Source organism: Paenibacillus sp. FSL L8-0663 (assembly GCF_038008125.1).
Classification (GTDB): domain Bacteria; phylum Bacillota; class Bacilli; order Paenibacillales; family Paenibacillaceae; genus Paenibacillus; species Paenibacillus polymyxa_D.
The window spans coordinates 3,628,946-3,642,148 of the sequence record NZ_JBBOYM010000001.1 but is presented as its reverse complement, the minus strand read 5'-3'; the positions used below and the strand labels follow the sequence as shown (position 1 = coordinate 3,642,148).

Annotated in this window: 13 protein-coding genes; 10 read left to right on the top strand and 3 right to left on the bottom strand. The window is 44.2% G+C overall.

Translation table 11 applies throughout. The annotated features are described in order from the left end of the window. The first annotated feature begins 32 nt into the window (after positions 1 to 32). From MKY75_RS15880 to MKY75_RS15850, 7 genes are all read left to right on the top strand, one after another. A complete protein-coding gene (locus MKY75_RS15880) occupies positions 33 to 992 on the top strand; it encodes an ABC transporter permease (RefSeq protein WP_023989418.1) in 960 nt (319 codons plus the stop codon). A gap of 21 nt (positions 993 to 1,013) precedes the next feature. Beyond that, positions 1,014 to 1,637: a YesL family protein gene (locus MKY75_RS15875; RefSeq protein WP_340885891.1), complete on the top strand. Its 624-nt coding sequence runs from the start codon at positions 1,014 to 1,016 to the stop codon at positions 1,635 to 1,637. Between the two features lie 28 nt (positions 1,638 to 1,665). Then, complete coding sequence (locus tag MKY75_RS15870) at positions 1,666 to 3,186, top strand: extracellular solute-binding protein (RefSeq protein WP_340885889.1); 1,521 nt, start codon at positions 1,666 to 1,668, stop codon at positions 3,184 to 3,186. 171 nt (positions 3,187 to 3,357) lie between these two features. Continuing rightward, positions 3,358 to 4,719, top strand: a complete 1,362-nt coding sequence (locus MKY75_RS15865; RefSeq protein WP_165149133.1) for a glycoside hydrolase family 28 protein — start codon at positions 3,358 to 3,360, stop codon at positions 4,717 to 4,719. 23 nt (positions 4,720 to 4,742) lie between these two features. Next, positions 4,743 to 5,627, top strand: a complete 885-nt coding sequence (locus tag MKY75_RS15860) for a dienelactone hydrolase family protein (RefSeq protein WP_029517724.1) — start codon at positions 4,743 to 4,745, stop codon at positions 5,625 to 5,627. 25 nt (positions 5,628 to 5,652) lie between these two features. Continuing rightward, positions 5,653 to 6,609, top strand: coding sequence for a pectinesterase family protein (locus MKY75_RS15855; RefSeq protein ID WP_029517723.1), 957 nt, complete (start codon positions 5,653 to 5,655; stop codon positions 6,607 to 6,609). 16 nt (positions 6,610 to 6,625) lie between these two features. After that, complete coding sequence (locus MKY75_RS15850; protein ID WP_165149135.1) at positions 6,626 to 8,203, top strand: glycoside hydrolase family 43 protein; 1,578 nt, start codon at positions 6,626 to 6,628, stop codon at positions 8,201 to 8,203. A gap of 60 nt (positions 8,204 to 8,263) precedes the next feature. Here the strand turns inward: MKY75_RS15850 and MKY75_RS15845 are convergent, their stop codons facing one another. Then, on the bottom strand, positions 8,264 to 9,151 hold the full coding sequence (locus tag MKY75_RS15845) for a LysR family transcriptional regulator (protein WP_039272221.1): 888 nt from the start codon (positions 9,149 to 9,151) through the stop codon (positions 8,264 to 8,266). A 118-nt stretch (positions 9,152 to 9,269) separates the two neighbouring features. Between MKY75_RS15845 and MKY75_RS15840 the strand changes: the two genes are divergently transcribed. Both MKY75_RS15840 and MKY75_RS15835 read left to right on the top strand, forming a co-directional pair. Further along, the gene (locus tag MKY75_RS15840) at positions 9,270 to 10,295 is read left to right on the top strand and encodes a YeiH family protein (RefSeq protein ID WP_069010298.1); all 1,026 of its coding nucleotides are present in this window, start codon (positions 9,270 to 9,272) and stop codon (positions 10,293 to 10,295) included. 239 nt (positions 10,296 to 10,534) lie between these two features. After that, positions 10,535 to 12,079, top strand: a complete 1,545-nt coding sequence (locus MKY75_RS15835; protein ID WP_029517719.1) for a GH25 family lysozyme — start codon at positions 10,535 to 10,537, stop codon at positions 12,077 to 12,079. Positions 12,080 to 12,150: 71 nt separating this feature from the next. Here the strand turns inward: MKY75_RS15835 and MKY75_RS15830 are convergent, their stop codons facing one another. After that, positions 12,151 to 12,417, bottom strand: coding sequence for a DUF2642 domain-containing protein (locus MKY75_RS15830; RefSeq protein ID WP_025719729.1), 267 nt, complete (start codon positions 12,415 to 12,417; stop codon positions 12,151 to 12,153). A 168-nt stretch (positions 12,418 to 12,585) separates the two neighbouring features. Here MKY75_RS15830 and MKY75_RS15825 point away from each other — a divergent pair, with 168 nt between their 5' ends. Continuing rightward, a complete protein-coding gene (locus tag MKY75_RS15825) occupies positions 12,586 to 12,714 on the top strand; it encodes a hypothetical protein (RefSeq protein ID WP_013371969.1) in 129 nt (42 codons plus the stop codon). Between the two features lie 189 nt (positions 12,715 to 12,903). On the opposite strand, the gene MKY75_RS15820 is transcribed toward MKY75_RS15825, so the two are convergent. Then, complete coding sequence (locus MKY75_RS15820) at positions 12,904 to 13,134, bottom strand: hypothetical protein (RefSeq protein WP_029517718.1); 231 nt, start codon at positions 13,132 to 13,134, stop codon at positions 12,904 to 12,906. Positions 13,135 to 13,203: the final 69 nt, after the last annotated feature.

Here is a 13,203-nt window from a genome sequence, read left to right as displayed (position 1 = left end):
GTATACAGGAACGTTTGAAGGAGGTCGAACTAATGAAAGTTTCAAGTGTCCCCGCACCAAACATGAAAATGAAAAAGAACAAAAGAACGACGGAAAGCCTTTTACGAATGCAGAAACACAAGCTGCTCTATCTAATGGTTTTACCCGGACTGGTATACTTCATTATTTTTAAGTACTTTCCTATGGGAGGATTGGTGATTGCATTTCAGGATTATCAAGCTTTTCAGGGAATCACAGGCAGTCCATGGGTAGGCATGAAGCATTTTATTCGTTTGTTTACCGAGCCTACGTTTTTTATGCTGCTTCGCAATACGCTGGTTTTGTTTGCATTGAACATTGTAATCTTTTTTCCATTGCCCATCATTTTGGCGCTTATGCTGAACGAAGTCAGGAAGATGTTCTTTAAGAACATTATCCAAACCATTATCTACATCCCGCACTTTATGTCATGGGTTATCATTGTTTCGATTTCTTATGTATTCCTAACCGTAGACGGTGGGGTGCTGAATGAAATGATTGCCGCGCTAGGTGGTGAGAAGATCAGTTTCTTAACTTCTCCGCAATGGCTGCGAACAGTCTACATCGGGCAAGTGATTTGGAAGGAACTCGGCTGGTCTACCATCATTTATCTATCTGCGATTACAGTGGTAGATACGCAATTGTATGAGGCAGCAGAGATGGACGGAGCTGGACGCCTGAGAAAGACATGGCACGTTACCTTGCCTGCGATCCGCCCAGTCATTATTACATTGTTAATTTTGAAGATCGGTAGCACGTTGGATTTGGGCTTTGAGCATATGTATCTGCTATTGAACTCCTTAAACCGCGAAGTTGCCGAAATCTTTGACACTTACATTTATACTGCGGGCTTAAAGAATGGACAATTAAGTTTTAGTACAACGGTAGGGCTTTTTAAAGGTGTGGTAGGTTTAATCCTGATTATGGGCTCCAATCGACTGGCCAAGAAATTTGGTGAAGACGGCGTTTACTAATGACGACGGGAAGGATGCAAAATGGTGCGGTTTGTAGAAAACATGAACAAATGGTGCATGCGCCTGCTACGCCTGGTCTACCTTAATTTGCTTTGGACGGTTGCGACGATTCTGGGCTTGGGTTTTATAGGCGTTGGACCTGCAACCGTTGCTATGCTTAGTATTTTAAGACAGTGGATTCGGGGCAATGAGGAAGTCGCTATTTTCGCGACGTTTGTACGTTACTTTAGAGAAAGCTTTAAAGAAGCAGCAATCATTGGCGGGCTTTACAGCCTTGTGGGTTACGTGCTCTACGTGGATATCGTCAACGTCTCGTCCTGGTATGTTCGTGTGGTGACGCTTATTGGAGCCTTTTTGTATCTTATCTCTTTGGCCTATATTTTCCCGCTGCTGGCTCACTATGATTGGAGAGGCATCAGACTGAAGGTCAAGATGTCGATCGTGATTGGATTTTCGTATTTACAATACACGCTTGTTCTTTTTGTAGCCATTGTCGTGCTATTTGTATTGATTCTAGGCTTGTACCCAGGAATTCTAACTTTTGCCGGAGCAAGTATTATGGGCTATCTCGTGATGTGGATGACGCATCAGGTATTCAGCAAAATAGAGCGAGAGGTTCTGGTGAAAGAGGAAGATATGGCATGAATATACAAACAGAAAAGGAGCAAACACGATGAAAAAGGGAATCACGACGAAAAGGGGAGTATCAGGCCTTCTTGCTGTACTAATGGTCATGAGTATTTTTTTAGCAGCTTGTGGTGATAAGGGGGGAGAGGATCAAAGCGGCCAAACCTATGATCCGAAATCCAAACTGGAATTTACCTGGTTAAACGTATTGCATACAGCTTCTCCGCCTACAGAAACGATCAAAAGCAAAATTGAAGAATACACCAATTCTAAAATCACGTTCAACTGGGTGCCGGATGCTTCCAAAGAAGAGAGAATTACCACCGCACTGGCTTCTGGTGAACTGGCTGATATGGTGACGCTGACGATGATGACTAACTCTTCAGTGCGTAGTTCATTGAAATCAGGACTATTCTGGGATGTAGGGAAGTATTTGGATGATTATGAAAATTTGAAGAAGATCCCGCCTGAAGTGCGAGAAGCCGCATCCATTGAAGGGGTACTGTATGGCGTTCCGTTCCAGAAGAATCTGGCGCGGGCGGGTCTGGTCATTCGTCAGGATTGGCTGGATCGCTTAGGATTGAAGGTGCCGACGACATTGGATGAGTTGTATGAAGTTGCGAGAGCGTTTACAGAAGATGATCCGGATGGGAATGGAAAAAAGGATACGACTGGATTTGTAGACAGATCGGATCTACGCTACAGCAGCTTCAAAACTTTAAGTTCCTACTTTGGCACACCTAATGGCTGGAAAGTAGATGAAAGCGGAAAGTTTACGCCGGAATTTGATACTCCCCAATATTTGGAGACCTTAAAGTATTCGAATAAGTTATACAAAAACGGATATCTCTCTAAAGACTTTGCTGTAACCGCTAAAACGGACCAGCAGCAACAATTTGCACAAGGTAAAGCAGGTATTTATACAGGCATGATCGATATCTCTAACCTCAGAACCTTGTCCCAAGGCCTGCAAAAGGGGCTGAAGCTGGTACCAGTTAACAAGATTTCAAATGGAGATGGCAAATACCACGTATGGTCTGAGGGAAGCGGGGTAGGAGGTTTGCTGGCATTTCCGAAATCAGAAGTTAAGACTGAAGCTGAGTTGAAGAGACTGCTGCAATTTGTAGATGATTTAATTGACAAAGATGTATATATGTATATGACCGGTGGTATTGAAGGCACTCATTATAAAATCGAAAAAGATGGAGCCTTCAAAATTACGAATACAGATTTGTGGCAAGCAGATGTTCAGCCATTTTCAAGCTCCAGACCAAGTGAAGTGACTTATAACTTAAAAGATGCCAATCCAGAAAAGGAACTGGCTAATGAATTAGTCCGAGAAAATAATGAATTTGCTGTTCTGGACCCGACCGTGCCACTGGATTCAGTCACCGCTAATGAGCAAGGAACAGAGCTGGAGAAAATCATTACCGACGCCTCCTTCAAATTTATTATGGGTGAGCTTGACGAAGCCGGATTTAAAGCAGCCGTAGAAAACTGGAAAAACTCCGGTGGATCACGGATTACTGCTGAGTATGAGGAAGCGTATAAGAAAACGAAAAAATAAAGATATAGGTTGAGCATGAGTGTACATGAATTGCCACTACGCAGGCGGAAGGTGCTTACCATCGCTGACACTTGTCCAGCACCATTCCGCCTATTCCGTTTTCCAGTGTATTTTCAAGCCCAGTCTATAAATCATTTTCGTATTCACAAAAAAAAGACAGGAGAGAACGAAATGCAATTGTATAACATTGTAGAATATGGAGCAGTTCAGGATGGCACGACGTTGGCTACGGGAGCGATTGCGGCTGCCATTGAAGCGGCCAGCAATGCTGGAGGAGGAACCGTTGTTGTTCCGTCTGGGACGTATCTGACAGGTGCTATCTTTCTGAAAAATAACATTGAACTACATGTAAGTCCTGGCGCAATTCTGTCCTTCAGTACGGATCTGGCTGATTACCCTGTAGTGGAATCCAGATGGGAAGGCGTTCAGCGGGAAGTGCATGCGTCATGCATTTATGGACAGAATCTTGAGAATATTTCAGTTACAGGTAGCGGAACGCTGGATGGAAATGGTCAGCCGTGGTGGGAAAAGCACCGAAATCATCCAGAGGAGTTACAGTATCCGAGACCCAAATTAATCAGCTTTGACCGTTGTCAGCGGGTTACCATTAAAGATGTTATGTTAAAAAATTCCCCCAGTTGGACTGTGAACCCCATCGCTTGCTATAACGTTACGATTGATAATTTGTCCATTCTTAACCCGGCGGACTCCCCCAATACGGATGGCATTAATCCTGAATCCTGTTCCAATGTTCGTATTAGCAACTGCAATATAGATGTGGGCGATGATTGTATTGCGATCAAAGCAGGGACCGAAGATACACAAGAGCGAATTCCATGTGAAAATATTACGATTACCAACTGTACGATGGTGCATGGACATGGCGCAGTTGTACTGGGGAGCGAAATGAGTGGTGATATTCGTAATGTTACGATCAGCAATTGTGTGTTCAAGCAAACAGATCGGGGTATACGTCTGAAATCCAGACGGGGACGTGGCGGAATCATCGAGGATATCCGCGTCAGCAACATTGTGATGGAGGAGGTCATTTGTCCATTTATTCTGAACCTGTATTATTTCTGCGGCCCTCGGGGCAAAGACAAATATGTGTGGGACAAAAATCCCTATCCGATTACCGATGAAACCCCGTGCTTTAGACGAATTCATTTTTCCGATATTACGGCACGACAGGTTCATGCGGCTGCTGGATTCTTATACGGACTAGCAGAACAATATATTGCTGAAATTACATTCTCCAATATTGATATTTCTATGGCTAAAAATGCAATTCCCGGTCGTCCGGCCATGATGACAGGGATCGAAGATATGAATAACCGTGGTTTTTATCTAGGTAACGTGAGGGATATTCGTTTTCAACAGGTGGCGATTGAAAATCATCAAGGTCCTGCCTTTTATATTGAGAATGGGGAAGACGTTGAAATCAATCGTTGCCATTCGAAGAATACAGCTGAGCCCGAAAAGCTGATAGAACAAGTAACGATACAACCTTCTGAACAAAATAGGATGAATTAGGAGGACATGAAAGGAGGTACAACGTGGATAAATTACAAGCATTGTTGGGAGACCTTCCGGCAGATCGCCCTATAACGGCAACTCTGTTGAATGAAGAAGAGCGTGAGGGGTACCGACTGGAGTGTCTCCTGCTGGACTTGAACGGGATCGAATCTGTACCCGCTTATGTAGCTACACCCTTGCAAGGGAACGGTCCGTTTCCAATGGTCGTTTTTAACCATTCGCATGGGGGCAACTATACGAATGGACGTAAGGAACTGCTCCATAGCAGCTCTTACTTGCAGCAGCCCTCGTTTGCTACAACCCTGACAGACATGGGGTACTGCGTATGCTGCATTGACATGTGGGGCTTCAATGAACGTGGGGGCAAAACCGAAAGCGAGCTGGTAAAGGAAATGCTCTGGCAGGGCCAAGTGCTGTGGGGCATGATGCTGTATGATAACCGTCGCTTGGTGGATTATATGTGCCAGCGTGAAGACATTGATGCTTCCCGTATCGCAACAATCGGTATGTCGATGGGCGGACTCATGGCATGGTGGATGGCTGCGTTAGATGAACGGATACAGGTTACGGTTGATATTTGTGGACAGGTAGATGCCCATACGCTAATCGCTAAACGGGGATTGGACCATCATGGCTTTTATTCCTATGTCCCCGGCTTGCTGAAGCATTTTACCACCCTTGATATTCAAAAGCGGATCGTACCTCGTCCACGGATGAGTATAACAGGTCAAAATGACCGGATGTGTCCTATTGAAGGAGTCGAGCATTTGGCAAAAGGGTTGCTGGAAGCTTACCAGCAGGCAGGTCACCCAGAGCATTGGCAGCCTGTGATTGCAGGCGGTGGACATATGGAGACGCTGCAAATGCGCACGGCGTGGCAGACATTTTTAGCCAAGCACCTGTAAATCAAATGAAAGGATCGGGGTAATCATGCTAGTTGGAAAAGAATCCTTTTGTGATTTCCATACGATTCAGGAGGCAATTGCTGTATTGGAGCAGTCGGCTTCCAATGAAATGGAAACGTTAACTATTTTATCAGGTATTTATGAGGAAGAGGTGCGAATTTACCGTTCGTATCTTCATATTATAGGCATCGGGCAGGTAGAGATTCGAATGAATCGGTATGCCAAGGAGCGGAATGAAGCGGGTGAGGAAATAGGGACCTTTGCGACACCCACTTTATTTTTAGGCGGTAGCCATCTGATCTTGGAAAATCTCACGATTTCCAACACGGCAGGACAGGGAGAAGCCATTGGGCAGGCCGTTGCGGTATACGCTCATTGCGATGAAACGGTCTTTAGAAACTGTACCTTTAAAGGGCACCAGGATACTTTATTTACAGGCCCTCTACCTCCTGCACCGAAAGAACGACTCCAGTTTGGTGGAATCCATTTGAAGGAGCACCATAGACACTATCGGCAGCTCTATCAGCATTGTTATATAGAGGGTACGGTGGACTTTATTTTTGGTGGGGCTACCGCTTATTTTGAAGATTGCGAAATTCGCAGTTTACGCCATCATGAGAACCAAACGAGCTACGTCACAGCCGCCTCTACGCCGCAAGGACAAGCGTATGGCTATGTATTCAACCAATGCTACCTAACTGCAGAGCCTGATATTACCCCGGTTTTTTTGGGCCGTCCGTGGCGGGAATATGCCAAAACCGTATTTGTCGATTGTAAAATGGGCGATCATATTGACCCACGTGGCTGGGACAATTGGAACAATGTTGCGAACGAGAAAACCGTCTGTTATCAGGAATATAACGGACCCGATGAAGTTGCTACGTTACGTAAGCAGCGTGTTCCGTGGGCGGATTGTTTTGAGGCGGGAACAGAAGCATGGAGCAAGGAACAGGTTTTTGCTGAAGTCACATTTTGGAAGTAAGGAGAAGTGAGGTCTCATGATGATCCAAAATCCCATATTAAAAGGCTTTAATCCCGATCCGTGTATTACACGAGCCCTGGATACTTACTATATTGTGGTGTCATCGTTTGAGTGGCTGCCTGGAGTACGGGTGTACCAGTCCAAAGATTTGGCCCATTGGGAGCACTGCACAGATATTTTGACCGATCAGGTTGACTTAAGAGGTAATCCTAAAAATTGCAGTATTTGGGCACCACAGCTTAGTTATGCGGATAACCTTTTTTATCTGCTCTATACGGATGTGAAAAGCACCAAACGTCCGTTCAAGGATGTTCATAATTTTGTGATGACGGCGCCTACGATCCAAGGACCGTGGTCGGAACCCGTTTATCTGAATAGTAGCGGATTTGATCCGTCTTTATTTCATGATGATGACGGACGCAAATGGCTGTTGAACGCATTGTGGGATTATCGCATGTTGGAAAGCAATAAATCTTCCGGTATCGTCATGCAGGAGTATGATAGCAAGCAACAACAGCTCATTGGGGAGCCTGTTAAAATCTTTGATTGTACTCCTTTGAAGAAAACAGAAGCGCCTCATATCTACAAGCAAAACGGATATTATTATCTTGTTACAGCGGAAGGCGGAACGGGTACGGGGCATGCCGTTACCGTAGCACGCTCGAAGCAAATAACCGGACCATATGAAGTAGACCCGCACAACCCGATGCTTACATCACGTGATCGACTGGATTCCCCGTTACAATGTGCAGGACATGGCAGTCTTGTACAAACACCGGACGGCGAATGGTACATGGCTCATTTATGCACACGCCCGGTAGAGGGGAAATATGCCATTTTGGGACGGGAAACAGCCTTGCAGCAAGTGTACTGGAATGATGAAGGCTGGCTGCGATTAACCGCGGGGGGCCATACGCCTCAATTGGAGGTGCCTGCACCTCAAGGGACAATTTCGGTTAAGCAAGAGCAAAAGAGTAATATTTTCGAGGATTTTTTCGAGGGAGCCCTATTAGATAAAACGTGGAACACATTGCGTATCCTAGCGAACGAGAGCTGGTGTTCATTAAGTCAGCGCCCGGGCTATCTTCGAATCCATGCTGGGGAATCCATACAAAGTCTGTTCCAGCATCACGTGCTTGCCATTCGGCAAACGGATCATCATTTCCGGGTAGAAACAGCACTGGAGTACCAGCCAACAAGCTATTTGCAGATGGCGGGGCTACTACTGTACCTTAATGAAGAAGATTATTTGTACGCCTATATTAGCTATGAGGAAGGACAAGGGAAGGTACTGCGCTTGATGCGATGTGAAGCCAATACATTTACTTTAGTTCCCCAAGCGATTACGCTTCAGGACGATCTTCCTATACATTTAGCAGTGGAAGTCCATGCATCCCACGGGCAATTTTATTATGGAGTCGGAGATAAACCTGCTTGGAAGCGACTTTTTGAAATGCAGGATATCAGCTTTTTATCTGGTGGTTTTACAGGGAATTTTGTAGGTATTGCTGCTCATGATATGCAACAATTCCAAGGAAGCTACGCTGATTTTTCTCATTTCCTATATCATGGTATGGATCATCTTTCCTCATAAAAAATATTATAATGATTAATGTTGAAAGCACCTTTATGGGTGCTTTTTTGTTTATGCACGTTATCTTTTCACATTATAACTTCGCAAAATCTCCAAAAAAGCGGTGCATGCTTTCGTCTCAAATACCGCAGAAGGGGTCAGAAAAGAAAATTTCCGAATGAACGGGAGATTGAGAATATCCAATACTTCTAATGTTCCCAAAGCAAGTTCCTTCTGAATGACCCATTGGGACAGCAAAGAAATCCCCAAGCCTGCTTCTACAGACTCTTTGATGATCTGTGTACTGCCAAAATTCATCATATGAGAAGGATAAAATCGAAGCTGTGCAAACATCTTTTCAGCCGCCTCCCGGGTTCCAGAGCCTTCTTCCCGCAGAATCCAGATGTCCTCATGCAGCTCATTTATATCCACTTGAGATTTACCAGCCAAACGATGATTTTGCGGAACGACGATATACATTCGATCATCAGCAAATGATTCAATGTGTAGATGGTCATGCTGAAATTCTCCTTCGATAATCCCCACATCCAGTTGATTATGGATCACGAGCTTTTCAATTTCCAATGTATTGCCGATGGTAATGGAGGGCTGAATGAGTGGATACTGGATTCTCATTTGCGCAATCACATGCGGCAGCACATATTCGCCATACGTGTAGCTTGCACCAATAGACAGGTTACCCTTTGCCGTATGCATTAGCTCATCCACCAAGTACTGCATACGTGTATGGAGTCGGATAATCTCCTGGGCATGATGATACACAATTTCACCTGCTTTGGTTAAGCGCACATATTTATTACTACGCTCCAGGAGACGGGTTCCTACGCTACGTTCCAGCATTTGAATATACTGACTTACCGCAGGTTGGGTCATGTGTAATACCTCGGCAGCTCGTGTGAAGTTTTGTTTCTCTGCGACCCTAACAAATACGATTAAAGATTGGTCCAAAGCCCATTCCTCCAAATTTATTATATCTATTTACTTATTATCATAATTATAATGATTTATTTTTCTTATGACAAAAAACATATTAAGCTGGATGTATGTAGAATTGGAGGGGTTCACCATGAATAGTCATACACAACATACCAAATTATTTTCGAACAGAGGGCGATTATTCCAGCGTATATTTGGCATTATCCTAACGATGTTATTTGCTTTGGCAGGCTACGGTCTGAACGAATTGCCAGGCTTTCATTATGTAGGTCCATTGGCTTGTGCCATGTTTCTCGCTATTCTGTACCGACAGTTGTGGGGATACCCTGAAGCTGTGCGCTCAGGGGTTGAGTTTTCAGCAAAGAAAATACTACGCGGAGCGATTGTGTTATTTGGGCTGAAGCTGAATATGGATGTTGTCATTCATCATGGACTGGGTTTACTTTTGCGTGATGTGGGCACCGTTGTATTTTCCATCTTTTTTACGGTTTGGCTGGCAAAACGTTTCAAGGCAGATGCTTCGCTTTCGCTTCTTCTTGGTATTGGAACAGGAGTTTGCGGTGCAGCAGCGATTGCAGCGGTTTCTCCCTTGTTAAAATCCAAAGATGAGGATACAGCCATAGGAGTAGGACTCATTGCCTTGGTTGGTACGATATTTGCCATTTTGTTTACCGTGCTTCGACCCTGGCTTCCTTTGACGGATATGCAATATGGGATCTGGTCGGGCGTCAGTTTACATGAAATTGCACATGTGGCCTTAGCTGCAGCGCCTGCCGGACAGGATGCTCTTGCAATGGGCTTATTAGCCAAACTGGGGCGTGTTTTCTTGCTCATACCGCTCAGCTTTGTTTTAATGGTTTGGATGAAACGAACCGGAAAAATTCGTACAGATGCTAAAGTGGAGTTTCCCTGGTTCCTCATCGGCTTTATGGCTACAAGTGTTGTGGGCAGCTATGTTTTTGGAAAATATATTGTAGTTCCATCTAGTCTGACAAACGGAATTTCTCAAGTTACCACCTTTATGTTAACGATGGCTATGGTAGGTATGGGGCTGAATGTGAGCTTTAAGGCTTTGCGAGAGAAAGCAATGCTTCCCTTACTGGTACTGTCTGTTACCTCGATTATTCTTATAGGTTTAACATTTTTAACAGTATGAACATGAAGTATTCGTTTGTGATAAGATTGCTAGTAAACCAGATTAATAAAACTGGAAAAAGCTCTGCTTGCTATATAGCTGGTAGAGTTTTTTAGTACTTTTGTATGATAAAACTGAAATATGTACTGAATCAATCGTAACTTTTTACATATGATTCGCGTCTATCAAAATGGAGGTCCTGAGAATCATAGAGTGCAAGAATTTCATAAGCGAAAATATAGAGAATGGTAGGGTACATAATGAAGAAAATTTGTTTATTTGCTTTTTTGTTTCTGTTTCTACTAGCATTTCCAAGAGAGAGTCACGCTGCCTCTTCGAGTTCACATCTTCAGTTAGACGGTAAAGATATAAGTGTTGGCAAAGGTGTTCAGATTCAAGAAGTAAAGGGGAATATACTGGTTCCACTCCGTCTCATTGTAGAGGAATTGGGTTATAGCGTGAATTGGGAGTCCAAGACAGGGACCATAACTATACATAAGCAAAATCTTAACCTCAGTCTTCAGGTCAACAATCCCATGGCCTCTGTTAATGATCATCAAATGGGATTGGCTGTAGCGCCTTTGCTTAGAGAGGGGACGACTTATGTTCCGCTTCGCTTTGTATCCGAACAGACAGGGGTTGATGTGGTCTGGAACAACGAGCTTAAAACCGTGTTCCTGACGACTCCACCTGCTTCAAGCGGGAATAGCGAGTCCACTCATGATCATTCTGCTACTCCAGCTGTAAGTAATCCTAAAGAGAGTGCGCGCACGGCTATAAACCAAATTAGCTTCGCTAATCACCAATTGACTATAGCTGTTAATGGAAAAGTAACCCCCAAAGTAACTACGTTGACTCATGCAGACCGTATTGTTGTAGACATACCGGATACAAAGTTTGCTGAGGAATTTCTAGCATCGCAATCATTTGACAATAGTGGACAAGGAAGTTTTCCAGTCACAGAAGATCCAGATGTTTCCCAAGTAAGATATTCCATGTTTAGTACAACTCCCGCATCGGTACGTATTGTGGTTGATCTTAATAACAGCACACCTTTTCATATACTCAATGCAGATGATGGTAAGGTTGTTATAGCATTGGATCAGGAAACGGAGGAGCCATCAACTACCGAGAACGTTTTACCTACCATACCTGTTGCACCTGTGATTTCTTCCGATGGACACGCGCAAGGGATTGACGTCTCACACTATAATGGCAATATTGATTGGCAGCAAGTGGCAGCGGCAGGTAAAACATTTGCTTTTATTAAAGCTACAGAGGGCACAAAATATCAAGATAATCAATTTTTGATAAATGTACAGGGTGCCAGAGAGGCTAACATCTTGGTTGGCGCTTACCACTTTTTGAACGCAACTACCGCGGATGGAGCTCGTCAGGAAGCTGCTAACTTTGCTAGGGCTCTAGATTCAGCAGGAGGCAGGCTGGATCTGCCCCCTGTGATGGACTATGAAAATAACCCCAAAGGTCTTACTCCTGCACAAATTAATGAAGTGGCTCATGCCTTTTTGGATGAAATGGAGAGGCTTACCGGACGTCAGCCGATCGTATACACGGGTAATGTCTTTGCTTCCAAGTTTGATCCTACATTTTCTATGTATAAACTGTGGGTAGCCCGATACAGCACTACGCAAAAGCCGACCGCGGTTCCAGCTTGGAATAACTGGTGGGCTTGGCAGTACAGTAGCACAGGCAGTGTTCCGGGTATTCGAGGCCAAGTGGATTTGGATGAATACAACGGAACGATAGATGAACTCCGGGCTTCACTTGGAGGAGAGCTCGATTAGCATAATCATATCATGATCAATCCTCGCGAATCCGGAATAGGATCTGCGAGGATTTTTAATGTCTGTTTTGTTTAGTTGGGCATGATCCATACGATTTCGCTGATTCGAACAAAGAATTTTTTCCCATATACATCTAAAATGACATGGTCGGGCTTACAATCAACTACGCATCCATCAATTCTGCCACGAGTGGTCTCAAGTACAACGTACTTGCCGATCACCGATTTTAATGTTTCTACGACGTATGGATCTACAGGGTGCACCACGACGTGGTGAGAGGTAGGATGGTGAGGAAAAGGTTGATTAACGTTGTAATTGAGCATTTGATTTGAATTCAATTGCTTCACTCCTTCAAGATTAGTTGTGTTATCCTATGCTCCTGCCTAGGAAAGGTGTAGGCTAATGCCCATCAGCGAAAACATTCATAACATTGCCAAAAAGCCCGGTCCATAGGAAAGCTCAATACATAAGCTATGTTGTACCTTGAATTGAAGGAGGCAATGACCATGAGTGAATGTGAAAGAGGTTGTGGCGGCGGTTCAGTAGGAGGCTACCCAGGAGTTTGGACATCGACAGGAGCTATTCTGGTACTGTTCATTCTGCTCGTTATCATTACGAAGTCTTTATGGGTTTAATTTAAAATGAGTAGCTTAACCCCCCATCGGTATATAACTGATGGGGGGTTAAGTGTTTTAGAGGATGGAATTAATGATAAAACACCTCACATAACAGCGTACAAGCCCTACACAAATGGTGCCGGGCTGGACAGCTGTCATTTGAGGTACATTGGCATCTATAGACAGGAACGGACAATGGGTCAGGGATTAAATTAACGCAATCGCCAGCAGGGTGAACAGGCTCAATGTTAAGATTTGATTCCCATACCCGTAGCCAGGGTAAAAGGCAGACGTTTGTACACGTCCGTTCCGTTCTGTTTTTAAGTACACATTATTACGATCCACATCCATAATGGTTCCTTCGTACTGTTTTCCGTCCATGGTGAGAATACGCACCTTTTTATTCATGCAGTTCAAACAGTTGTAGTAAGCATCCATTCCATCACCCCCTCTTATACATTGGCATTTTATGAGAGGGACGGTCTTATGGTAACGGCGAACATACAG

Excerpts from the sequence above, each read along its gene's own strand:
- MKY75_RS15855 (WP_029517723.1), top strand. The coding sequence starts at position 5,653 with ATGCTAGTTGGAAAAGAATCCTTTTGTGATTTCCATACGATTCAGGAG.
- MKY75_RS15820 (WP_029517718.1), bottom strand. The coding sequence starts at position 13,134 with ATGGATGCTTACTACAACTGTTTGAACTGCATGAATAAAAAGGTGCGT.
- MKY75_RS15880 (WP_023989418.1), top strand. The coding sequence starts at position 33 with ATGAAAGTTTCAAGTGTCCCCGCACCAAACATGAAAATGAAAAAGAAC.
- MKY75_RS15835 (WP_029517719.1), top strand. The coding sequence starts at position 10,535 with ATGAAGAAAATTTGTTTATTTGCTTTTTTGTTTCTGTTTCTACTAGCA.
- MKY75_RS15865 (WP_165149133.1), top strand. The coding sequence starts at position 3,358 with ATGCAATTGTATAACATTGTAGAATATGGAGCAGTTCAGGATGGCACG.
- MKY75_RS15825 (WP_013371969.1), top strand. The coding sequence starts at position 12,586 with ATGAGTGAATGTGAAAGAGGTTGTGGCGGCGGTTCAGTAGGAGGCTAC.
- MKY75_RS15840 (WP_069010298.1), top strand. The coding sequence starts at position 9,270 with ATGAATAGTCATACACAACATACCAAATTATTTTCGAACAGAGGGCGA.
- MKY75_RS15870 (WP_340885889.1), top strand. The coding sequence starts at position 1,666 with ATGAAAAAGGGAATCACGACGAAAAGGGGAGTATCAGGCCTTCTTGCT.
- MKY75_RS15850 (WP_165149135.1), top strand. The coding sequence starts at position 6,626 with ATGATGATCCAAAATCCCATATTAAAAGGCTTTAATCCCGATCCGTGT.
- MKY75_RS15875 (WP_340885891.1), top strand. The coding sequence starts at position 1,014 with ATGGTGCGGTTTGTAGAAAACATGAACAAATGGTGCATGCGCCTGCTA.